The sequence below is a fragment of the Pseudomonas sp. R1-18 genome (assembly GCF_051132095.1).
GTDB lineage: Bacteria > Pseudomonadota > Gammaproteobacteria > Pseudomonadales > Pseudomonadaceae > Aquipseudomonas.
Genome location: NZ_CP071658.1, coordinates 1314024 through 1334379 on the forward strand (window position 1 = coordinate 1314024; position 20356 = coordinate 1334379).

Here is a 20356-nt window from a genome sequence, read left to right on the forward strand (position 1 = left end):
TCCCACAGATGAAGGGCGAGGATGGAATGAACATGTACAAGCTCGACGACCTGCTGCATCTCATGGCCCGGCTGCGTGATCCGCAGTCCGGCTGCCCTTGGGATCTGAAGCAGACCTACGCGACCATCGTGCCGCACACGCTGGAAGAAGCCTATGAAGTGGCCGACGCCATCGAGCGCGGCGATCTCGATCACCTTCAGGGTGAGTTGGGTGATCTGCTGTTCCAGGTGGTGTTCTACGCTCAGATCGCCAGAGAAGAAGGGCGCTTCGAGTTCGATGGCGTGGTCGACGGCATTACCCGCAAGCTGCTGCGCCGTCATCCGCATGTGTTTCCTACCGGCGAGCTGTACGCGCCGGCGGGGACCCCGCGCCTGACCGATGATGAGGTCAACCGGCGCTGGGACGAGATCAAGGCCGAAGAACGTGCCGAGAAAGCAGACGCGCCGGAGCAGTTGTCGCTGCTCGACGACGTGCCCGCCGCACTGCCGGCGTTGAGCCGGGCGGCCAAGCTGCAGAAGCGTGCCGCGCAGGTCGGCTTCGACTGGCCCGAGGCCCTGCCGGTGGTCGACAAAGTGCGCGAAGAACTCGATGAAGTGCTCGAAGCCATGTCGGAGAACGACGCCGACGCGGTGGCCGAAGAGATCGGCGATCTGTTGTTTGTGGTGGTTAATCTGGCGCGACACCTTAAAGTCGACCCGGAAACTGCGTTACGCTCCGCCAACAGCAAATTCGACAGACGCTTCCGATTCATTGAACAGGCTTTGCGCCACACCCAGCGCCCCATTCAAGAGTGTACGCTCGAAGAAATGGACGCTTTGTGGGGCGAAGCCAAACGCCAGGAAAAGAACGCGCCCAGCTGTGGCTGAGTGCGCTGTACGGAATAAGTGAGTAAACAGATGAGCCTTTCCCTTCGCGACCAATTGCTCAAGGCAGGTCTGGTCAACCAAAAGCAGGCCAAGCAGGTCAGCAAAGAAAAGCAGAAAGAACAGCGCCTGGTACATAAGGGGCAGGCGCAGGCCGACGATTCGCAGAAGCGCGCCGCTCAGGAAGCGATGGCGGAAAAGGCCCGGCGCGACCAGGAACTCAATCGCCAGCAGCAGGAGAAGGTCGAGCAGAAGGCCCGTGCCGCGCAGGTCAAGCAGTTGATCGAGGTGTCGCGCCTGCCCAAGCTGACCACCGAGGATTACTACAACTTCGTCGATGACAAAAAGGTCAAGCGCATCTCGGTCAACGCGCTGATGCGCAACAAGCTGAGCAGCGGCTCGCTGGCCATCGTCCACCACGGTGGGGGTTACGAAATCATCCCGCGTGAAGCGGCCTTGAAAATCCAGGAACGCGATCCGCGCCGTGTCGTGTTGCTCAATACCCCGACCGAAGCGCCGGACGCGGATGATCCGTACGCGGCATATCAGGTGCCTGACGACCTGATGTGGTAGATCCCACTGCGGGGCGCGCGCCTGTCGTGGGAGCGCGCTTGCCCGCGATGGGCTGCAAGGCAGCCCCCACTGCTACCGCGTTCACTGACCCCGCTGACTCTCCAAAGCTTCCAACTCTTCCTTATATCGATGCGCATCGGACTGGTCGTGGAACATCCCGACCAGTTGGTCCTGCTGATACACATCCCAGACGTGAATACCGTGGCCAACGGTTTCATGGGAAAGATGAGCGTCGTCTCGTTCAGTCACTTTTACGGTCATATCGATAGGCTCCTGACTCTGCAAGCTGCGACGATCTGCCGCAGGTCTCTTTTATAGGTTTGCATAGCTTGCTAAGTAAATAGTCGGTTCAGGAGCGCGCGCTTACGCGGCGTTGAGGGAAGTCTGGAATCCTTGTGATTCGGGGCCTGTAGCGAAAGCGGGCGAATATGAAGCTTTCTTCATGTGGCGATGGCGCTTGTAAATCCGCCTTCGCCAGCAAGCTGGCTCCTACAGATGTGTGAGCGCTGCGGAGGTCTGTAGGAGCCAGCTCGCTGGCGATCTGGCGCGCAGCGGCAGCAGTTCTGGAAATCAAAAGCCCCGCTATAAAGCGGGGCTCTTGATGATGCAGGGTCTGGGTATCAGCTGCCTTTGACAGCCTTGCCGTTAACCGTGCCGTCGAGCAGCATGATGTTGTATTCCTTGCCGTCGGTTTCAACCTGTTGCAGGCGAACCAGCAGGTAATCCCAGTCCTTGGCGAACCAGAGCACGGTGATGCGCTTGCTTTGTGTCGGGTCGCGAACGCGTTCTACCTTGATAGCCTCGATCTGGCCGGCCTTGGTGTCGACTTTCTCCGAGCCAAGTACGCGGAAGTCGTAGGTGTCCACTTCGTCCCCGTCGACCACCTGGTAGCTCATGCTCTTCTTGCCGGCGGCTACGTCGTGTTGCAGGGCCAGTTGATAGGTCGATTTGTCGAGCACGCCACGGTTGAGCGGCAGCTTGACCGCATCGCCACGGTCGGTGCCGGTGACGAACTTGTTGCCCCAGTCGAACGACAGGTCGACTTTCTTGGATTTACCCAGGCCGCTGCGCTCGAAGCTGTAGGTCTGCGGCAACATGGTGTCCTTGTCGACTTTCAGCGTGCTGACCTCGGTCAGGCTGGCAATCATCATGGAAGCCTTGAAATTCAGGGTCCAGACACCGTTGGCGCCGGCTTCGAGGCTGCGCTCGGCGGTGCCGCTCATCGGCAGCTGTTTCCAGTCGGCGGTGTAGCTGGCGGAGAAGGGTTGAAGGTCTGCCGCATGTGCCACTGGCAGGGCGAGCAGAGCGAAAGCGAAGAGCAAAGCGCGTCGCATGGTATCTCCTAGTTTCGAATCAAGTGGCCGCTGGCCGGGAGTGGCTGGCCATCCATCAATGCACCTTGCTCGCCAAGGCGCAACCGGCCTTCGGCAAACCAGCGAATCGCCAGCGGATAAATGCGGTGCTCCTGAAGATGTACCCGCTGCGCGAGGGATGCGGGCGAGTCCTGCAACTGTACCGAAATAACTGCCTGTACGACCAGAGGGCCGCCATCGAGTTCCTCGGTGACAAAGTGCACGCTGCAGCCGTGTTCCGCATCCCCGGCTTCCAGTACGCGTTGATGCGTGTGCAGGCCTTTATAGCGTGGGAGCAGCGACGGATGGATGTTCAGCAGACGACCGTGGTAGTGGCGCACGAAATCGGCGCTGAGGATGCGCATGAATCCGGCGAGGGCCACCAGCTGCGGATTGAAGGTGTCGATCAGTTCGATCAGTGCTGCGTCGAAGGCCTCGCGACCTTCGTACGCCTTGTGATCAAGAACGCAGGCTTCGATGCCTGCGTCTCTGGCGCGCTGCAGACCGAAGGCATCGGCCCGGTTGGAGATGACCGCGCGGATCCGGACGGGAGAAGTCCCGTCCTTGAAGCTGTCGATCATGGCCTGCAGGTTGCCGCCGGTGCCGGAGAGCAGCACCACGACATCACAGGTGGCTGACATCAATGAGCCTTGATGTTTTTCAGCTCGACCTGCGCGGCGCCTTCCGGAGCGGTGGCGATCTGGCCGATCACCCAAGGCTGTTCGCCGGCTTCACGCAGCACGTTCAAGGCTGCTTCGACGTGTTCCTGAGCAACGCAGATGACCATGCCGACGCCGCAGTTCAGAACGCGGTGCATTTCGTGTTCGTCGACGTTGCCTTGCTGCTGCAACCAGTCGAACACGGCCGGGCGCTGCCAGCTGGCAACGTCGACCACGGCCTGAGCGCCCTGCGGCAGAACGCGTGGAATGTTGTCGAGCAGACCGCCGCCGGTGATGTGGGCCATCGCCTTGACCGCGCCGGTTTCCTTGATGAGCTTGAGCAGTTGCTTGACGTAGATGCGGGTCGGAGCCATCAGCAGGTCGGTCAATGGCTTGCCGTCCAGCTGGATGTTCTCGATATCGGCACCGGCGACTTCGATGATCTTGCGGATCAGCGAGTAGCCATTGGAGTGCGGGCCGGAAGACGGCAGGGCGAGCAGGGCGTCGCCGGCAGCCACTTTGGAGCCGTCGATGATCTCGGCTTTCTCGACCACACCGACGCAGAAGCCGGCCAGATCGTAGTCTTCGCCTTCGTACATGCCGGGCATTTCAGCGGTCTCGCCGCCGACCAGCGAGCAGCCGGCCAGTTCGCAGCCCGCGCCGATGCCGGTCACTACCTGAGCGGCGGTGTCGACGTTGAGCTTGCCGGTTGCATAGTAGTCGAGGAAGAACAACGGCTCCGCGCCGCAGACCACCAGATCGTTGACGCACATGGCGACCAGGTCGATGCCGATGCTGTCGTGCTTGTTCAGGTTCAGCGCCAGACGCAGTTTGGTGCCGACGCCGTCGGTGCCCGATACCAGCACCGGCTGCTTGTAACCGGCCGGGATTTCGCAGAGGGCGCCGAAACCTCCCAGGCCGCCCATGACTTCAGGACGCTTGGTGCGCTTGGCAACGCTCTTGATGCGTTCGACCAATGCTTCACCGGCGTCGATGTCCACACCGGCGTCTTTGTAGCTCAGGGAGGGTTGCTTGCTCATAAAAATCCAGGCCTTTAGGGGGGATTCGAGGGTATCGACCGTAGCGGCGGGGCCTGGCGCAGCGCTTGCGCGCAAGCTGTCCGGGGCCGCCACCATCGCCAGTCTGCGAAGGCGCGCGATTTTATCAGGCTTGCATCGCAGGGGCCATCCTTGGGCCGATAACAGGGGAGCGGCGGCGCAAAATAAAACGCTTCGAGAACAGGCGCGAGTTCGACTGAAGCCGTTTAAGGTGTACTTTAGAGCGAATGTTTCGAGATGGTGAATGATTCGGGGCTGTTCGCTGTCCTAGCCTCGCCACTCCTCCTGAAGCCGCATCGAGTCGGCGTTTTTCTTTCCGTTCGGGATCTGTCCATGCGTTTTACCAAATTCCTTTTCGTCGGCTGTCTGTCGCTGTTCAGCCTGCCCGGTCTTGCCGAAACGGTCAGCAATCTCTATCAGGTCCGCGAACCGGTCAGCGGCCAATCGCCGGAGGAGCGCAACCGCGCCACACAGGCTGCGCTGGAAACCCTGGTACTGCGTCTGACCGGCGACACCAAGGCGGCACAAGGCTCGGCACTTGCCGCATTGCGCAAGGACCCTCAGCAAGTCATCAGCCAGTACGGCTTCGAAGCCGGGCCGCCGGAAACCCTGCTAGTGGATTTCGATCCGGCGACCACCGACCGCGCGCTGCGCCAGGCCGGATTGCCGATCTGGGGCAGCAACCGTCCTTCCATTCTGGGTTGGTGGCTCAACGATTCTGTCGAAGGCTCCAATCTGGTCGGTGACGGTCAAGGCTCTGCCGAACCGCTGCGTCGCGCTGCCCAGCATCGTGGCTTGCCGCTGCGCCTGCCGCTGGCCGATCTCAGCGAACAGAGCGTTGGCACCGCGCAGACGCTGGAAGGCACTGATGCCGGCGCGCTCAGGGAAGCGTCCGAGCGCTACGGCGCGGATGCGATCCTGGCGGTGCACGCCAAGGAAGAGGGCGGGCAGTGGCAGGGCAAATGGCGGCTCTGGCTGGGCGAGCAACGCGAGCAGGGCACGGCCAGCGGCGCCAGTTCCGACGCTTTGGCGGACGCGGTGCTGCTTGCGGTAAGCCAGCGCCTTGCCCCGCGTTTCGTGGCCAAGCCCGGTGCTTCCACCGGTCTGGTGCTGCAGGTGCAGGGCATGACCCTGGAACGTTACGCCGAACTGCTGCGTCTGCTCGAACCTTTCGGCGGCAGGCTCAAGGCGGTGGAAGCGGATCGCGTCGATTTCGAAGTTGCAGGTAATGCCGAGCAAGTCCGGGCGCAGCTGGCGCTGGGCAAATTGCAGGAAGTCCCGGCGGCTGAAGCGGCGGCCGCTGCGCAGAGCACCGCCGCGCCGGCGCAGCCCGCGCCGGTCGATGCGGCAGCGCAGCCTTCGGCGCCTTCGCCCGCGCCGATGATCGTGCCCGCGACCGCACCACAAATGTATTTCCGCTGGTGACCTGCCAGCTTGCAGGCATGCGGTTCAATCTGATGAGAGACATTGATGACTGATACACGGCGCTGGTTCTGGCTAGGCGGGATTGTCCTGCTGATAGCCTTTATATTTCTGCTGCACCCGATACTCATGCCGTTTCTGGTGGCGCTGCTGCTGGCGTACATGGGCGATCCGCTGGTGGACCGCCTGGAAAAACTTGGCCTGTCACGAACGCTCAGTGTCGTGGCGGTGTTCGGTCTGTTCACGCTGATCCTCATGGCGTTGCTGCTGGTACTGGTGCCGATGCTCGCCAAGCAGTTGATGCGCTTGTATGAACTCGCGCCGCAGATGCTCGACTGGCTGCAACACACCGCGATGCCCTGGGTTCAGGCCAAGTTCGGGCTGTCGGACGGGTTCTGGCGCTTCGATCGGGTCAAGGCGGCGATTTCCGAGCACATGGGGCAGGCGGGCGATATCGTCGGCATCGTGCTGTCGCGTGCCACGGCCTCAAGTCTGGCGCTGATTGGCTGGCTGACCAATCTGGTGCTGATCCCGGTGGTCTGCTTCTATCTGCTGCGCGACTGGGACCTGATGATGGGCAAGGTTCGCAACCTGCTGCCGCGTCAGCGGGAAGGCCAGATCGTCAAGCTTGCGGGTGAGTGCCACGAGGTACTGGGCGCGTTCATTCGCGGCCAGCTGCTGGTAATGGTCGGCCTGGGTGTGATCTATGCCGCCGGCCTGATGCTGATCGGGCTGGAGCTGGGTCTGTTGATTGGTGTGATCGCCGGTCTGGCTGCCATCGTGCCTTATATGGGTTTTGTGATCGGTATCGGCGCTGCGCTGGTCGCCGGCCTGTTCCAGTTTGGCGGTGACCTGTACCCGATGCTCGGGATCGTGGCGGTGTTCATGATCGGGCAGGCGTTGGAAGGCATGGTGCTGACGCCGCTGTTGGTGGGCGACCGCATCGGCCTGCATCCAGTGGCGGTGATTTTCGCGATCCTGGCCGGCGGCGAGCTGTTCGGTTTCACCGGAATCCTGCTGGCGCTGCCGGTAGCCGCGGTGATCATGGTGCTGGTGCGCCATGCGCACGACCTGTACAAAGACTCAGAGATCTACGGCGGTACGGAAGACCCGGATCTGTAAAGCTGATCACCCTGAGGCCATTTACCCGGTCGACCACGCCCGATGCCGGCCGGTGTGGCGAGTCGGCCGGATTATCCACCTGAAGCACGCAAACCTTTGATTTTTCAGGCGCATTGTGCAGCCTGTCACACGGGTATAAACTTTGCGCACTTTACACAGAGGCCATTGACGGTTCGCTTGAACCGTTCAGTCAGCATGAAACCGATTCAGCTGCCCCTGAGTGTGCGTCTGCGTGATGACGCCACTTTCGTCAATTACTACCCAGGCGCCAATGCCGCTGCACTCGGCTATGTCGAGCGGCTGTGCGAAGCCGACGCCGGGTGGACGGAAAGCCTCATCTATCTGTGGGGCAAAGACGGGGTAGGGCGCACCCATCTGTTGCAGGCCGCGTGCTTGCGCTTCGAGCAGATGGGCGAGCCTGCGGTGTACCTGCCGCTGGCGGAAGTAATCGACGAAGGTGTCGAACTCTTCGACCATCTGGAGCAGTACGAGCTGGTCTGCCTCGACGACCTGCAGGCTGTGGTGGGCAAGCCTGACTGGGAAGAGGCGCTGTTTCATCTGTTCAACCGGCTGCGCGACAGCGGTCGTCGGCTGCTGATCGCTGCCTCCAAGTCGCCCCGTGAACTGCCAGTCAAACTGCCCGACCTCAAATCGCGGCTGACCATGGCCCTGGTGTTCCAGATGCGCGGCCTGTCGGATGAAGACAAACTGCGCGCCTTGCAGCTGCGCGCTTCACGTCGCGGCCTGCACCTTACAGACGAAGTCGGACATTTCATTCTCACCCGCGGCACCCGCAGCATGAGCGCACTGTTCGAACTGCTTGAGCGTCTGGATCAGGCGTCGCTTCAGGAGAAGCGCAAGCTGACCATTCCGTTCCTCAAGGAAACCCTGGGGTGGTAGATCAGGCCCTGTTGATGCAGACGGCCGCAGCGCTGCGCCATGCGCGGCGGATTCTCATCATCACCGGTGCCGGGCTGTCGGCCGATTCCGGCCTGCCGACCTATCGCGGCGTAGGCGGGCTTTATAACGGCATGACCGATGATGGCCTGCCTATCGAAATGGCCTTGTCCGGGCCGATGCTTCGGCGTGATCCGGCACTGTGCTGGAAATACCTCGCCGAGCTGGGCAAGGCGTGTCTGGGTAGCCAGCCCAATGAAGCGCATTACGCCATCGCCCAGTTGCAGCGTCTCAAGCCCGAGTGCTGGGTGCTGACCCAGAACGTCGACGGCTATCACCGCGCGGCTGGCAGTCCGCCGGAGCGGCTAATCGAGATCCATGGGCAGATATCCCCATTGTTCTGCCAGTCATGCGGCGCTGAAGACCCTGAGCTGAGCGAACATCTGCAGCGTCCGTTGCCGCCGCTCTGCCGGATCTGTAGTGGCGTTCTGCGACCGTCCGTCGTCTTGTTCGAGGAAATGCTTCCTGAACTCGCCCTCAAAACACTGCACGACGAACTGGCCAAAGGCTTCGATGCAGTGCTGAGCATCGGCACCACCGCAAGCTTTGCCTACATCCACGAGCCCGTCCTGCGCACCCGTATCTGCGGGGGTTTTACCGCCGAGATCAATCCTCAGGCCACCGATCACAGCGCGCAAATGGACGTATTTCTCAAGGCGCGAGCGGTACATGTCATGGCACTTCTTGTAAGTCACATTTAGTTCGATTGAATTTGCAAATCACTTTGATAGCGGGCATAGTCTCGCCTTCTTTACAGTTCAGCCACGGTCGTGCCCATGCAAGTTGTTCGCTTCGCACCCCTCGTGCCTCTCGCACTCGTTACATTGCTGTTCGGTTGCTCAGCCAATCTACCGGTTTCTCAACAAGAGCCCGCACCGCAAAAAGCGCATTACCAGACATCGAATAACGTTCAGTCTCCCGCCGCCCGCGCCGATGTCGCGGACCTGCAGGACGAACTGGCCACGCAGGACGAGCTTGCCCGTTTTGCTGACAACAAGCCTTACCAGCTGCCGGTGCTGGCCGACAGCATTCTGGAACGTGGCAAGTCGCTGATCGGCACTCGCTACCGTTTCGGCGGAAGCTCTACCACTTCGGGTTTCGATTGCAGCGGCTTCATCGGTTATCTGTTCCGCGAAGAAGCGGGCATGACCCTGCCGCGTTCGACACGCGACATGATCAACGTGGACGCTCCGCTGGTCGCGCGTAACAACCTCAAGCCTGGCGATCTGCTGTTCTTCAGCACGCGTGGCCGTGGTCGTGTCAGTCACGCAGCGATCTACCTGGGCGATGACCAGTTCATCCACTCCAGCAGCCGCCGCAGCGGTGGCGTGCGCATCGACAGCCTCGATGATGCGTACTGGAGCAAGACCTTCATCGAAGCCAAGCGAGCGCTGGCCATGGCCCCCGATGCCGGTGTGAAAACCCGGCCAGCGGTACAGACGACCGCGATGACCTCGACTAAAGTCAAGACCGCAGTCAAACGCCGTAAATAATGCAACGCGCAGACAGGCCTCGGGCCTGTCTGCGTTTTAAAGCTTTTCGGCAGCGTAAGCCGCATCCGGATCAGGACGTTGTGGGTTATGTCGATTACGTTACGCCTGACAGTGGTTGTTCTGGCCGTGTTGCTCAGCGCTTGCAGCAGTGCGCCCCCTTCCAGACCTGAGGTGGTTTACCGCCCGGTGGTCACCGCTCCCCCTCAAGTTCTTTCCCAGGCCGCGGAAGACGTGCTGTTTCGCGCGCTCGGGCTGGTCGGCACGCCTTATCGCTGGGGCGGCAATACCCCCGATTCCGGTTTTGATTGCAGTGGTCTGATCGGTTATGTCTATCGTGACGCGGCGGGCATCAGCCTGCCACGCTCAACGCGCGACATGATCGTGATCAGGGCGCCGGACGTCGCGCTGGACCAACTGCAATCCGGCGACCTGGTGTTCTTTGCCACATCGGGTGGTTCGCAGGTGTCCCATGCCGGGATTTATGTGGGTGAAGGCCGCTTTGTCCACGCTCCGGCTACAGGCGGCACCGTGAAACTCGACAGCCTCAACAAGCCGTATTGGCAAAAGGCCTACCTCAACGCCAAGCGCGTGATCCAGGCGTCCGACCTGGCGCAGAACGCGCACTGACAACAGTGGCCACCATTCTCTGATGAGCAGGCGCCGCCAACGATCTGTGGGAGATTCTATGTTCGGGCGGTAGCCCTAAACCGCCCTTGGGCAGAAACTCCTGGTGCCCGCGAATCCGCTTTTGATTCTGCCCGCAGGGCGTGGGAGTGACCGGGCGGCGATCCGCTTGCTCTGGGCGGCAATCCGACGATCTGGCGCGTAGCGGCAGTAATCCTGGCGACCCTGTTTATACCGCATGAACCCTCTTGCTGCCGGTTCCCGGCAGATCGCAGGCAAGCCAGCTCCTACAGTTCGTGCAGCGCTGCGGTTCTTGTGGGAGCGACCAAGGTCGCTCCCACAAAAAGCGTACATGAGCTGCGCCCCGAGCCTACTTCGCCGAAGTCACGCGCCAGATCTTGTTGCCCACGTCATCAGCCACCAGCAGGCCGCCGCGCTGGTCGTTGACCACGCCCACCGGGCGGCCCATCGCTTCTTCGTCGTCATTCAGGAATCCGGTCAGTACGTCCACCGGCGCGCCGTGGGGTTTGCCGGCGTTGAACGGGATGAAAACCACTTTGTAACCGCTATGCGGTTTGCGGTTCCAGGAGCCGTGCTGGCCGATGAACAGCCCTTCGTTGAACGGCCCGGCCAGGGTCTTGCCGTCGGCAAACACCAGGCCCAGCGACGCGGTGTGTGGGCCGACTGCGTAATCGGGCACGATAGCCTTGGCGACCAGATCGGGTTTCTGCGGTTTGACGCGCTCGTCCACATGCTGGCCGTAATAGCTGTAAGGCCAGCCGTAGAAACCGCCATCCTGCACTGAGGTCACGTAATCCGGCACCAGGTCGCTGCCGATCTCGTCGCGCTCGTTGACCGCAGTCCATAGCTTGCCGCTGACCGGTTCCCAGTCCATGCCGTTGGGGTTGCGCAGGCCGGAAGCGAAGATGCGGTGGCTGCCGGTGGCTGCGTCGACTTCCCAGATAGCCGCGCGACCTTCCTCCTGGTCCATGCCGTTCTCGCCGACGTTGCTATTGGAGCCGACGGTGACGTACAGCTTGCTGCCGTCCTTGCTGGCGATGACGTTCTTGGTCCAGTGATGATTGAGCGTGCCACCGGGCAGGTCGACCACCTTGGTGGGCTGCGCGTTGATAGATGTCTGGCCGGGCTCATACGGAAAGCTGATCAGGCGATCGGTGTCGGCGACGTACAGCTTGTTGCCCACCAGTGTCATGCCGAATGGCGAGTTGAGATTCTCCAGAAACACGGTGCGGGTCTCCGCCACGCCGTCATGGTTGGTGTCGCGCAGCAGCGTGATCCGGTTGGCGCTCGGTACGCCGGCGCCGGCACGGCCCATGACTTTCTTCATTACCCAGCCGCGAATGCCTTTTTCATCGTCCGGCTTGGCGGGCGCGTTGGTTTCGGCCACCAGCACGTCCCCGTTGGGCAGTACGTATAGCCAGCGCGGGTGGTCGAGCCCTTCAGCGAAAGCCGCGACCCGGGTGCCCGGCGCGGCCACGGGCCCGGCGCCTTTTTCCCAGCCCACCGCTGGCGCGATGTTGACCGTCGGAATCAGCGTCTTGTTGGGTGCCGGTAGCTTGGGGGCAGGCCCGGTACCATCCGAAACCTGAAGGGTCGAGGACTCTCCGCAGGCCGCGAGGCCGCCGGCGACCAGCAGCAATACCGCAAAATGAGGTCTGAATATGAACATGGCAATCTCCAGAAAAGCATGGGCCGGTCACCCTGAGGCTGGTAACTGCGATGCCGGTCACACCGATAGAGCCAGCCTGGCGCCTGAGGTTCCGCGATCTGCGGCGCCCGGCGCCCATGTTGATTGACGCTCACCCCCCAACCCTCTACCCTTCGCGGCTTGTTTCAGGTGCTCCGCAATCGCCGATTGGCGGAGTGAAACAGGGAAGCCGGTAAGCATCGACAGATTCGATCCCGGCGCTGCCCCCGCAACGGTAGATGAGTCAAGGCTGCGCAACACGCCACTGTGCTCCGCACGGGAAGGCGCGCCGCCGGGGAAACCGCTCATGAGCCCGGAGACCGGCCTGATTCACTCAATGGCATCACGGAGGGTGATGCTCTGCGCAGGGCGTTCGCCGTGCTGTCCAGTGCTGTCCTTCCGTCTGCTGTCGCGTGCCTTCCAGCGGAGAGCTTAGATGAACGAATCCCCCGAACGTGACGAACGCCATCTGGCACGCATGCTGCGCAAAAAAGCCGTGATGGACGAGCGTATCGCCAACTCGCCTAACGAATGCGGCCTGCTGCTGGTGCTGACCGGCAACGGCAAGGGCAAGAGCAGCTCGGCGTTCGGCATGCTGGCGCGGGCCATGGGCCACGACATGCAGTGCGGCGTGGTGCAGTTCATCAAGGGTCGCAACAGCACCGGCGAAGAACTGTTCTTCCGCCGCTTCCCCGAGCAGGTGCGTTACCACGTGATGGGCGAAGGCTTCACCTGGGAAACCCAGGACCGTCAGCGCGACATCGCCGCCGCCGAAGCCGCCTGGGAAGTGTCCCGCGAAATGCTGCGCGATCCTTCCATCGGCCTGGTGATTCTCGACGAGCTGAACATCGCCCTCAAGCATGGCTATCTCGATCTGGATCAGGTGCTGGCGGATTTGCAGGCTCGGCCGCCGATGCAGCATGTGGTGGTGACCGGTCGTGGCGCGAAGCCTGAATTGATCGACCTTGCCGACACCGTTTCCGAGATCGGCGTGGTCAAGCACGCTTTCCAGGCGGGCATCCGTGCGCAGAAGGGCATCGAGCTGTGAGTGACTTTTCATGAGGGCGCCACGTGAGTGCCCGGCCGTATTGATCGCCGCGCCTGCCTCGGGGCAGGGCAAGACCACCGTCACCGCGGCACTGGCCCGGTTGCACCGCAATCAGGGGCGCAAGGTCCGGGTCTTCAAGTGCGGACCGGACTTTCTCGACCCGATGATTCTCGAACGGGCCAGTGGCGCGCCGGTCTATCAGCTGGACCTGTGGATGGTCGGCGCCGATGAAAGCCGTCGCCTTTTGTGGGAAGCGGCCGGCGAAGCCGATCTGATCCTGATCGAAGGCGTGATGGGGCTGTTCGATGGCACGCCCTCCAGCGCCGATCTGGCGCGCCATTTTGGCGTGCCGGTGCTGGGCGTGATCGATGGCACCGCCATGGCTCAGACCTTTGGCGCGCTGGCGCTCGGGCTTGCGCGCTATCAGCCGGACCTGCCATTTGCCGGAGTGCTGGCCAATCGCGTAGGCACCGTGCGCCATGCGCAACTGCTCGAAGGCAGCCTCACCGAAGGCCTGCGCTGGTATGGCGCGCTGTCGCGTGAAACCGGCATCGAACTGCCGAGCCGGCACCTCGGGCTGGTCCAGGCCAGCGAGCTGAACGATCTGGATCTGCGTCTGGATGCGGCCGCCGAAGCTCTGGCCAGCACCTGCCAGGTAGCATTGCCACCCGCCGTGACCTTTACCGCGCCCGACCCACTGGCCATCGCGCCTTTGCTGGCCGGTGTACGAATTGCCATTGCCCATGACGAAGCCTTTGCCTTTACTTACGGCGCCAGCCTGGACCTGCTGCGGGCGATGGGGGCTGAGCTGTGCTTCTTCTCGCCGATCCGCGACACCGCGTTGCCGGATGCCGACAGCCTTTATCTGCCCGGCGGCTATCCTGAACTGCACCATTGCACGCTGGCCGGGAATACTCCGATGCTCAACGCCATCCGCGCGCACCATCAGGCCGGCAAGCCCATTCTCGCGGAGTGCGGCGGCATGCTTTATCTGCTCGATGCGTTGACAGACGTCGATGGCCAACGCGCGGAACTGGTCGGTCTGCTGGCCGGTGAAGCGGTCATGCAAAAGCGCCTGGCGGCGCTCGCGTTGCAGTCCGTCGAGCTGGCTGAAGGGGTGCTGCGCGGCCACACTTACCACCATTCGTTGACCAGCACCCAGCTGCAGCCGGTCGCCCGAGGCGTCAGCCCCAATGGCGGGCGCGGCGCGGAAGCGGTTTACCGCGACGGGCGACTGACCGCTTCCTACGTGCACTTCTATTTCCCTTCCAACCCTGAAGCGATTGCGGCGCTGTTGCGACCATGAGCGATCACGCTTTCAGCCCCGACGAGCGGGCGGCGGTCTACCGGGCAATTGCCGAGCGTCGCGATATGCGCCACTTCAGCGGCGGCAGCGTCGCGCCTGAGCTTCTGGCGCGCCTGCTTGAAGCGGCGCATCAGGCACCCAGTGTCGGCCTGATGCAGCCCTGGCGTTTCATTCGCATCAGCGACCCGGCCCTGCGAGCGCGTATCCAGGAGCAGGTGGAGCAAGAGCGAATCCGCACCGCCGAGGCGTTGGGCGAGCGTTCCGACGATTTCATGAAGCTTAAGGTCGAGGGCATCAGCGATTGCGCCGAGGTGTTGGTCGCTGCGCTCATGGAGGGCCGTGAACAGCATGTTTTCGGCCGCCGCACCTTGCCGGAAATGGACATGGCTTCGTTGTCCTGCGCCATCCAGAACCTGTGGCTGGCCTCGCGCGCCGAAGGCCTGGGCATGGGCTGGGTGTCGCTGTTCGAACCGCAGGCGCTGGCGCAACTGCTGGAAATGCCGGATGGCGCCAAGCCGGTGGCAATCCTTTGCCTTGGGCCGGTGAAGGAGTTTTATCCGGCGCCGATGCTGGTGCTGGAAGGCTGGGCGCAAGCGCGGCCGCTGCATCAATTGCTGTATGAAAACCGATGGGGAGTGAGTCAATGAGTGTGGCGCTGTTGAGCGTCGCCGGGGTTGCGCTGGATGCGCTGCTCGGTGAGCCGAAACGCAGTCATCCGCTGGTAGCGTTCGGGCGGCTGGCGAACCGGATCGAGCAGCGTTTCAATTCCGGCGGGCGTGGCTGGCGCAGCCATGGCGTGACCGCCTGGGTGCTGGCGGTAGTGCCGTTGACCCTGCTGGCGACCGCCTTGAGCTGGCTTCCTTATATTGGCTGGATCGTGGAGATCCTCGCACTCTATTGTGCGCTGGGCCTGCGCAGCCTGGGCGAGCATGTCGAGCCGGTGGCTCAAGCGTTGCGCAGCGACGATCTGGACGAAGCGCGCCTGCGCGTCGGCTATCTGGTGAGCCGCCAGACGTCGGAGCTGGACCCGACCGAAGTTGCCCGTGCCGCCACAGAATCGGTGCTGGAGAACGGCAGTGACGCAGTATTTGCGGCGCTGTTCTGGTTCGTCGTGGCGGGAGCGCCCGGCGTGGTGTTATATCGCCTGAGTAATACGCTGGACGCCATGTGGGGCTATCGCAATGAGCGCTTCGAACGTTTCGGCTGGGCCGCGGCAAGAATCGACGACCTGCTCAATTACATTCCCGCGCGTCTGGTAGCTTTAACCTACGCCCTGTTGGGCAAGACGCGTCTGGCGTTGCGCTGCTGGCGCACTCAGGGGCCGACCTGGGACAGCCCCAATGCCGGCCCGGTAATGGCGGCCGGTGCCGGTGCGCTAGGCGTTGAACTGGGCGGCGCTGCGATCTATCACGGCGAGCTGCATCAGCGTCCGCAATTGGGCGAGGGCGTACCGGCGGATGCCAGCTCCATCGACCGCGGCTGGCAACTGGTGCAGCGCGGCGTCTGGCTATGGCTGCTGGTGCTGTGCGTGGGGGCCGAGTTCTATGCTTGAGCATGGCGGACGGCTGCGCGCAGCCGCGCAACATTACGGGATCGATCGGTCCGAGTGGCTCGACCTGTCCACCGGCATCGCGCCCTGGTCGTGGCCGATACCGGATATTCCCGAGCATGCCTGGGCGCGGCTGCCCGAAACCGAGGATGGTCTCGAAGCGGCCGCTCGCGGCTATTACGGTGCACCGCAGTTGTTGCCGGTGCCCGGCTCGCAGGCGGCGATTCAGGCGCTGCCGCGTATCCGCAGTGGCGGCAAGGTCGGCGTATTGTCGCCGTGCTATGCCGAGCACGCCCACGCGTGGCGCAAGAGCGGGTTCGTGGTGCGCGAGGTGCGAGAGGATGAAGTCGATTACTTCCTCGATACGCTCGACGTGCTCGTGGTGGTCAACCCGAACAACCCGACCGGCCTGCACCTGAGCCGCGAACGGCTGCTGGAATGGCACGCTCGTCTTTCCGAGCGTGGCGGATGGCTGGTGGTAGATGAAGCGTTCATGGATAACACACCCGGGTTGAGCCTGGCCGCGCAAACCTCGCGCACCGGGCTGATCGTGCTGCGGTCGTTCGGCAAGTTCTTCGGCCTTGCCGGGGTGCGGCTCGGCTTCGTGCTGGCCGAGCCGATAGTGCTCAAGGCGCTGGCCCAGGAGATCGGTCCCTGGGCGGTCAGCGGACCGACGCGGATCATCGGCCAGGCTTGCCTTGCCGATCTGGCCGGACATGCGCGGCAACGCGAGCGCACCGAGCAGGCGCGGGACCGGCTGGTCAGGCTGCTTGGTGAGCAGGGTCTGGAGCCCCAGGGCGGCTGCGCGCTGTTTCAGTGGCTGGTCACGCCCAAAGCCCATTCGTTGCATGAGTTCTGCGCGCAACGTGGCGTACTGCTGCGGTTGTTTGCCGGCGACAGCCCGGAATCGGGCAGCCTGCGTTTCGGCTTGCCCCGCGAAGAATCGGAATGGCTGCGTCTGGAGCAGGTCCTGAGCGATTACAACCGCCAAGTCGGCAAGGAGCACGCATGACGACGCTGATGGTGCAGGGCACCACGTCCGATGCCGGCAAAAGTACGCTGGTCACCGCGCTGTGCCGCTGGCTCAAGCGCCATGGCGTAGGCGTTGTACCTTTCAAGCCGCAGAACATGGCACTCAACAGCGCGGTGACGGCCGACGGCGGCGAGATCGGCCGGGCCCAGGCGGTGCAGGCGCAGGCCTGCGGGCTGGAACCGCATACCGACATGAATCCGGTCTTGCTCAAGCCCAACAGTGATACCGGTGCTCAGGTCATCATTCATGGCCGCGCGGTCACCACGATGAACGCCGTTGCCTACCACGGCTACAAGCAGATCGCGATGCAGGCCGTGCTGGCCTCGCATGCGCGGCTCGGCGAGCAATACCCGGTGATCATGGTGGAAGGCGCGGGTTCGCCCGCGGAAATCAATCTGCGCGCCAACGACATCGCCAACATGGGGTTTGCCGAAGCCGTCGATTGCCCGGTACTGCTGGTGGCCGATATCAATCGCGGCGGGGTGTTCGCCCATCTGGTCGGCACCCTGGAGTTGCTGTCGCCCAGCGAGCAGGCGCGGGTCAAGGGTTTCGTCATCAACCGTTTTCGCGGCGACATCGCGTTGCTCAAGCCGGGGCTCGACTGGCTGGAAGCCCGCACCGGCAAACCGGTGGTGGGCGTGCTGCCCTATGTCATGGACCTGCATCTGGAAGCCGAAGACGGGCTCGATCAGCGCCAGACCGACAAGGCCGAGCAAGTGCTCAACGTGGTCGTGCCGATCCTGCCGCGCATCAGCAATCACACGGATTTCGACCCGCTGCGCCTGCACCCGCAAGTCAACCTACAGTTCATTGCGGCTGGCCAGACGATTCCACCCGCCGACCTGATCATTCTGCCGGGCTCGAAAAGCGTGCGCGGCGACCTGGCGCACTTGCGCGCCAATGGCTGGGACACGGCTATCGAGCGGCATCTGCGTTACGGCGGCAAGGTGCTCGGGATTTGCGGCGGGCTGCAGATGCTGGGCCAGCAGTTGCACGACCCGTTGGGCCTTGAGGGTGCGGCGGGTTCCAGCCCCGGCCTGGGCCTGCTGGAAATGAGCACGGTACTGGAAGCTGAAAAGCAGTTGCGCAACGTGCGCGGGCATCTGGCGCTGGAAGACGCAGAAGTAACCGGCTACGAGATTCACGCAGGCGTGACCACCGGCGCAGCGCTGTCGCGCGCCGCGGTGCGTCTGGACGAAGGCCGGTTCGACGGCGCTTGCAGCCTCGACGGGCAGATTCTCGGCACTTATCTGCATGGCTTGTTCGAGTCACCCCAAGCCTGTAGCGCTTTGCTGCGCTGGGCGGGGCTGAAGAATGTCGAACAGGTCGACTATCACGCCCTGCGCGAGCGGGACATCGAGCGCCTCGCCGATCTGGTGGAGAACCACCTCGACGTCCGGCTACTGCGCGAACTGTGCGGACTGGAGGTCGGTTGAAATGTTGCAGTTGATCCTCGGCGGTGCCCGTTCCGGCAAGAGCCGGCTGGCCGAAAGACTGGCGGCCGATTCCGGGCTGCAGGTCACTTATATCGCCACCAGTCAGCCGGTGGACGGTGAAATGAATCAGCGCGTTGCCAGCCATCGGCAACGCCGCCCGGATAGCTGGGGGCTGGTCGAAGAACCGCTGGCACTGGCTGACGTGCTGCGCGAGCGAGCCGCGCCTGATCAGTGCCTGCTGATCGATTGCCTGACGTTGTGGCTCACCAATCTGTTGCTGCTGGACGACCCCGAGCGGCTGCGGCACGAGCGTGACGCGCTGCTCGACATCGTGCCGCAGCTCCCCGGCGAAATTCTGTTTGTCAGTAACGAGACCGGCCTGGGCGTGGTGCCCATGGGCGAGCTGACCCGCCGCTATGTCGACGAAGCCGGTCTGTTGCATCAGGCACTGGCCGAGCGCTGCGAGCGCGTGGTCCTGACCGTCGCCGGCCTGCCCCTGATTTTGAAAGGAACCGCACTATGAACAACTCCTGGTGGCTGCAGCCCGCTCAGGCGATGAACGTCCCGATGCGCGAAGCAGCGCTGGCTCGCCAGCAGCAACTGACCAAGCCAGCCGGCTCGCTGGCCCAGCTTGAGCGTCTTGCCGTACAGCTCGCCGGTTTGCAGGGGCGCGAGAAGCCTTGCGTCAATCAACTATGGATCGCGATATTCGCCGGCGATCACGGCGTGGTGGCTGAAGGCGTATCGGCTTATCCGCAGGAAGTAACCGGGCAGATGCTGCACAACTTCGTCAACGGTGGCGCGGCGATCAGTGTGCTTGCCCGTCAGCTTGGCGCGAAGCTGGACGTGGTCGACCTGGGGACCGTGTCGCCAGTCGATTTCCCCGGCGTGCGCCACCTGCGCATCGGCGCCGGAACAGCCAACTTCATGCAAGGCCCGGCCATGTCGGCAGAGCAGGGCTTCGCAGCGCTTCAGGCTGGTCGTGACAGCGTAATGCGCGCCAAAGCCGAGGGCACCGAGCTGTTCATTGGCGGCGAGATGGGAATCGGCAATACCACAGCGGCCAGTGCCGTGGCGTGCTCGCTGCTGGAGTGTCCGGTGCAGTTGCTGGTCGGGCCGGGCACGGGGCTGAACGCGGAAGGAATCGAGCACAAGATTCAGGTGATCGAACGCGCGCTGATCGTTCATGGTGAACATGGCGGCGATCCGCTCCATAGCCTGTTCAGCCTGGGCGGTTTCGAGATCGCGGCGTTGGTCGGTGCCTACCTTGCGTGCGCACAGGAAGGCATCGCGGTGCTCGTCGACGGTTTCATCTGTAGCGTGGCGGCCCTGGTGGCGGTCCGCTTGAACCCGTCCTGCCGGGAATGGCTGCTGTTCGGCCATCGCGGCGCCGAGCCCGGTCATCGTCATCTGCTGGAAACGCTGCACGCCGAACCATTGCTGGATCTGGGCCTGCGCCTGGGCGAAGGCAGTGGCGCGGCGCTGGCGGTGCCGCTGGTGCGCCTCGCCTGTGAGTTGCACAACGGCATGGCGACCTTTGCAGAAGCAGCCGTGGCGGACCGCCCGGCATGACGCAGGACCTTGATTTGCACCTGGACCTGCTGCGCCATGGCGAGACGGAGCTGGGCGGCGGCCTGCGCGGCAGCCTCGACGACGCACTGACCTCGGCGGGTTGGGAGCAGATGCGCGCAGCCGTGGCCGAAGCCGGCCCGTGGCAGCGAATCGTCAGCTCACCGCTGCAGCGTTGCGCGCGGTTCTCCGAGGAGCTTGCCGCTCGTCTCGGCTTGCCGCTGCATATCGAGGCGGATTTTCAAGAGCTGCACTTTGGAGACTGGGAAGGGCACACCGCCGCGCAGATCATGGAAACCGACGCTGCCGGTCTGGGCGCATTCTGGAACGATCCGTACGCGTTCACTCCGCCCAACGGCGAGCCGGTAACCGATTTTGCGGCGCGAGTGCTGGATGCTGTGCAGCGGCTGCACGCGTTATACGCCGGACAACGGGTCTTGCTGGTCAGCCATGGTGGCGTCATGCGTCTGCTGCTGGCGCAGGCGCGCGGGCTGCCTCGCGAGCAGCTGTTGCAGGTCGTGGTTGGCCACGGCGCGCTGCTTGCTGTTCAAGTCGCCATCGATGGTGGTCTGACGGAGCCCTGA

22 protein-coding genes and 1 riboswitch are annotated in these 20356 nt (G+C 63.1%); of the genes, 17 read left to right on the top strand and 5 right to left on the bottom strand.

The genetic code is table 11. The features are described from left to right. Positions 1-32: 32 nt before the first annotated feature. Together mazG and J3P77_RS06070 are read left to right on the top strand one after the other, a co-directional pair. Positions 33-866 (top strand): nucleoside triphosphate pyrophosphohydrolase, encoded by an 834-nt coding sequence (gene mazG / locus J3P77_RS06065; protein ID WP_434680348.1) that lies wholly within the window; start codon positions 33-35, stop codon positions 864-866. Between the two features lie 30 nt (positions 867-896). Further along, positions 897-1436 (top strand): DUF2058 domain-containing protein, encoded by a 540-nt coding sequence (locus tag J3P77_RS06070; RefSeq protein WP_434680350.1) that lies wholly within the window; start codon positions 897-899, stop codon positions 1434-1436. An 81-nt stretch (positions 1437-1517) separates the two neighbouring features. Here the strand turns inward: J3P77_RS06070 and J3P77_RS06075 are convergent, their stop codons facing one another. The 4 genes from J3P77_RS06075 to purM form a co-directional block, all read right to left on the bottom strand. Then, positions 1518-1697 carry a hypothetical protein gene (locus J3P77_RS06075; protein ID WP_434680352.1) on the bottom strand — a complete coding sequence of 60 codons (180 nt, stop codon included), beginning with the start codon at positions 1695-1697 and terminating at the stop codon, positions 1518-1520. A gap of 359 nt (positions 1698-2056) precedes the next feature. Further along, positions 2057-2770 carry a DUF3108 domain-containing protein gene (locus J3P77_RS06080; protein ID WP_434680354.1) on the bottom strand — a complete coding sequence of 238 codons (714 nt, stop codon included), beginning with the start codon at positions 2768-2770 and terminating at the stop codon, positions 2057-2059. Positions 2771-2778: 8 nt separating this feature from the next. Then, positions 2779-3429, bottom strand: a complete 651-nt coding sequence (purN, locus tag J3P77_RS06085) for a phosphoribosylglycinamide formyltransferase (RefSeq protein WP_434680355.1) — start codon at positions 3427-3429, stop codon at positions 2779-2781. Then, positions 3429-4487: a phosphoribosylformylglycinamidine cyclo-ligase gene (gene purM / locus J3P77_RS06090; RefSeq protein WP_434680356.1), complete on the bottom strand. Its 1059-nt coding sequence runs from the start codon at positions 4485-4487 to the stop codon at positions 3429-3431. The genes purN and purM overlap by 1 nt, the downstream gene beginning before the upstream one ends. 351 nt (positions 4488-4838) lie before the next feature. Between purM and J3P77_RS06095 the strand changes: the two genes are divergently transcribed. The 6 genes from J3P77_RS06095 (at position 4839) to J3P77_RS06120 (ending at position 10126) form a co-directional block, all read left to right on the top strand. Further along, the gene (locus J3P77_RS06095) at positions 4839-5930 is read left to right on the top strand and encodes a DUF2066 domain-containing protein (RefSeq protein ID WP_434680357.1); all 1092 of its coding nucleotides are present in this window, start codon (positions 4839-4841) and stop codon (positions 5928-5930) included. A gap of 45 nt (positions 5931-5975) precedes the next feature. Beyond that, the gene (locus tag J3P77_RS06100) at positions 5976-7049 is read left to right on the top strand and encodes an AI-2E family transporter (RefSeq protein WP_434680359.1); all 1074 of its coding nucleotides are present in this window, start codon (positions 5976-5978) and stop codon (positions 7047-7049) included. A 195-nt stretch (positions 7050-7244) separates the two neighbouring features. Continuing rightward, a complete protein-coding gene (gene hda / locus J3P77_RS06105) occupies positions 7245-7949 on the top strand; it encodes a DnaA regulatory inactivator Hda (protein ID WP_330726815.1) in 705 nt (234 codons plus the stop codon). Then, positions 7943-8707 carry an NAD-dependent deacylase gene (locus tag J3P77_RS06110; RefSeq protein WP_434680361.1) on the top strand — a complete coding sequence of 255 codons (765 nt, stop codon included), beginning with the start codon at positions 7943-7945 and terminating at the stop codon, positions 8705-8707. Before hda ends, J3P77_RS06110 begins: the two co-directional genes overlap by 7 nt. Positions 8708-8782: 75 nt before the next feature. After that, on the top strand, positions 8783-9499 hold the full coding sequence (locus J3P77_RS06115; RefSeq protein ID WP_434680362.1) for a C40 family peptidase: 717 nt from the start codon (positions 8783-8785) through the stop codon (positions 9497-9499). 87 nt (positions 9500-9586) lie between these two features. Then, positions 9587-10126 carry a C40 family peptidase gene (locus J3P77_RS06120; protein WP_434680364.1) on the top strand — a complete coding sequence of 180 codons (540 nt, stop codon included), beginning with the start codon at positions 9587-9589 and terminating at the stop codon, positions 10124-10126. Positions 10127-10493: 367 nt separating this feature from the next. Here the strand turns inward: J3P77_RS06120 and J3P77_RS06125 are convergent, their stop codons facing one another. Next, positions 10494-11813, bottom strand: a complete 1320-nt coding sequence (locus tag J3P77_RS06125) for a PQQ-dependent sugar dehydrogenase (RefSeq protein ID WP_434680365.1) — start codon at positions 11811-11813, stop codon at positions 10494-10496. A gap of 149 nt (positions 11814-11962) precedes the next feature. After that, a riboswitch (cobalamin riboswitch) is annotated at positions 11963-12174 on the top strand. 93 nt (positions 12175-12267) lie between these two features. Between J3P77_RS06125 and cobO the strand changes: the two genes are divergently transcribed. Genes cobO through cobC form a run of 9 tightly spaced genes read left to right on the top strand, consistent with a single transcriptional unit; the run spans position 12268 to position 20356 of the window. After that, positions 12268-12879: a cob(I)yrinic acid a,c-diamide adenosyltransferase gene (cobO, locus tag J3P77_RS06130; RefSeq protein ID WP_434680367.1), complete on the top strand. Its 612-nt coding sequence runs from the start codon at positions 12268-12270 to the stop codon at positions 12877-12879. A 10-nt stretch (positions 12880-12889) separates the two neighbouring features. Further along, complete coding sequence (locus J3P77_RS06135) at positions 12890-14185, top strand: cobyrinate a,c-diamide synthase (RefSeq protein WP_434680369.1); 1296 nt, start codon at positions 12890-12892, stop codon at positions 14183-14185. Then, on the top strand, positions 14182-14832 hold the full coding sequence (gene bluB / locus J3P77_RS06140; protein ID WP_434680371.1) for a 5,6-dimethylbenzimidazole synthase: 651 nt from the start codon (positions 14182-14184) through the stop codon (positions 14830-14832). The genes J3P77_RS06135 and bluB overlap by 4 nt, the downstream gene beginning before the upstream one ends. Beyond that, positions 14829-15737 carry an adenosylcobinamide-phosphate synthase CbiB gene (cbiB, locus tag J3P77_RS06145; protein WP_434680373.1) on the top strand — a complete coding sequence of 303 codons (909 nt, stop codon included), beginning with the start codon at positions 14829-14831 and terminating at the stop codon, positions 15735-15737. The genes bluB and cbiB overlap by 4 nt, the downstream gene beginning before the upstream one ends. Further along, positions 15730-16746, top strand: a complete 1017-nt coding sequence (gene cobD / locus J3P77_RS06150; protein WP_434680377.1) for a threonine-phosphate decarboxylase CobD — start codon at positions 15730-15732, stop codon at positions 16744-16746. The genes cbiB and cobD overlap by 8 nt, the downstream gene beginning before the upstream one ends. Further along, positions 16743-18203, top strand: coding sequence for a cobyric acid synthase (locus J3P77_RS06155; RefSeq protein WP_434680379.1), 1461 nt, complete (start codon positions 16743-16745; stop codon positions 18201-18203). Before cobD ends, J3P77_RS06155 begins: the two co-directional genes overlap by 4 nt. Before the next feature lies 1 nt (position 18204). Beyond that, complete coding sequence (gene cobU / locus J3P77_RS06160) at positions 18205-18726, top strand: bifunctional adenosylcobinamide kinase/adenosylcobinamide-phosphate guanylyltransferase (RefSeq protein WP_434680380.1); 522 nt, start codon at positions 18205-18207, stop codon at positions 18724-18726. Continuing rightward, on the top strand, positions 18723-19775 hold the full coding sequence (gene cobT / locus J3P77_RS06165; RefSeq protein ID WP_434680382.1) for a nicotinate-nucleotide--dimethylbenzimidazole phosphoribosyltransferase: 1053 nt from the start codon (positions 18723-18725) through the stop codon (positions 19773-19775). Before cobU ends, cobT begins: the two co-directional genes overlap by 4 nt. Further along, entirely contained in the window at positions 19772-20356 is a 585-nt protein-coding gene (cobC, locus tag J3P77_RS06170) for an alpha-ribazole phosphatase family protein (RefSeq protein ID WP_434680384.1), read from the top strand. The genes cobT and cobC overlap by 4 nt, the downstream gene beginning before the upstream one ends.

Coding starts and splice junctions, on each gene's coding strand:
- mazG (WP_434680348.1), top strand. CDS start 33: ATGTACAAGCTCGACGACCTGCTGCATCTCATGGCCCGGCTGCGTGAT.
- J3P77_RS06070 (WP_434680350.1), top strand. CDS start 897: ATGAGCCTTTCCCTTCGCGACCAATTGCTCAAGGCAGGTCTGGTCAAC.
- J3P77_RS06075 (WP_434680352.1), bottom strand. CDS start 1,697: ATGACCGTAAAAGTGACTGAACGAGACGACGCTCATCTTTCCCATGAA.
- J3P77_RS06080 (WP_434680354.1), bottom strand. CDS start 2,770: ATGCGACGCGCTTTGCTCTTCGCTTTCGCTCTGCTCGCCCTGCCAGTG.
- purN (WP_434680355.1), bottom strand. CDS start 3,429: ATGTCAGCCACCTGTGATGTCGTGGTGCTGCTCTCCGGCACCGGCGGC.
- purM (WP_434680356.1), bottom strand. CDS start 4,487: ATGAGCAAGCAACCCTCCCTGAGCTACAAAGACGCCGGTGTGGACATC.
- J3P77_RS06095 (WP_434680357.1), top strand. CDS start 4,839: ATGCGTTTTACCAAATTCCTTTTCGTCGGCTGTCTGTCGCTGTTCAGC.
- J3P77_RS06100 (WP_434680359.1), top strand. CDS start 5,976: ATGACTGATACACGGCGCTGGTTCTGGCTAGGCGGGATTGTCCTGCTG.
- hda (WP_330726815.1), top strand. CDS start 7,245: ATGAAACCGATTCAGCTGCCCCTGAGTGTGCGTCTGCGTGATGACGCC.
- J3P77_RS06115 (WP_434680362.1), top strand. CDS start 8,783: ATGCAAGTTGTTCGCTTCGCACCCCTCGTGCCTCTCGCACTCGTTACA.
- J3P77_RS06120 (WP_434680364.1), top strand. CDS start 9,587: ATGTCGATTACGTTACGCCTGACAGTGGTTGTTCTGGCCGTGTTGCTC.
- J3P77_RS06125 (WP_434680365.1), bottom strand. CDS start 11,813: ATGTTCATATTCAGACCTCATTTTGCGGTATTGCTGCTGGTCGCCGGC.
- cobO (WP_434680367.1), top strand. CDS start 12,268: ATGAACGAATCCCCCGAACGTGACGAACGCCATCTGGCACGCATGCTG.
- J3P77_RS06135 (WP_434680369.1), top strand. CDS start 12,890: ATGAGGGCGCCACGTGAGTGCCCGGCCGTATTGATCGCCGCGCCTGCC.
- bluB (WP_434680371.1), top strand. CDS start 14,182: ATGAGCGATCACGCTTTCAGCCCCGACGAGCGGGCGGCGGTCTACCGG.
- cbiB (WP_434680373.1), top strand. CDS start 14,829: ATGAGTGTGGCGCTGTTGAGCGTCGCCGGGGTTGCGCTGGATGCGCTG.
- cobD (WP_434680377.1), top strand. CDS start 15,730: ATGCTTGAGCATGGCGGACGGCTGCGCGCAGCCGCGCAACATTACGGG.
- J3P77_RS06155 (WP_434680379.1), top strand. CDS start 16,743: ATGACGACGCTGATGGTGCAGGGCACCACGTCCGATGCCGGCAAAAGT.
- cobU (WP_434680380.1), top strand. CDS start 18,205: ATGTTGCAGTTGATCCTCGGCGGTGCCCGTTCCGGCAAGAGCCGGCTG.
- cobT (WP_434680382.1), top strand. CDS start 18,723: ATGAACAACTCCTGGTGGCTGCAGCCCGCTCAGGCGATGAACGTCCCG.
- cobC (WP_434680384.1), top strand. CDS start 19,772: ATGACGCAGGACCTTGATTTGCACCTGGACCTGCTGCGCCATGGCGAG.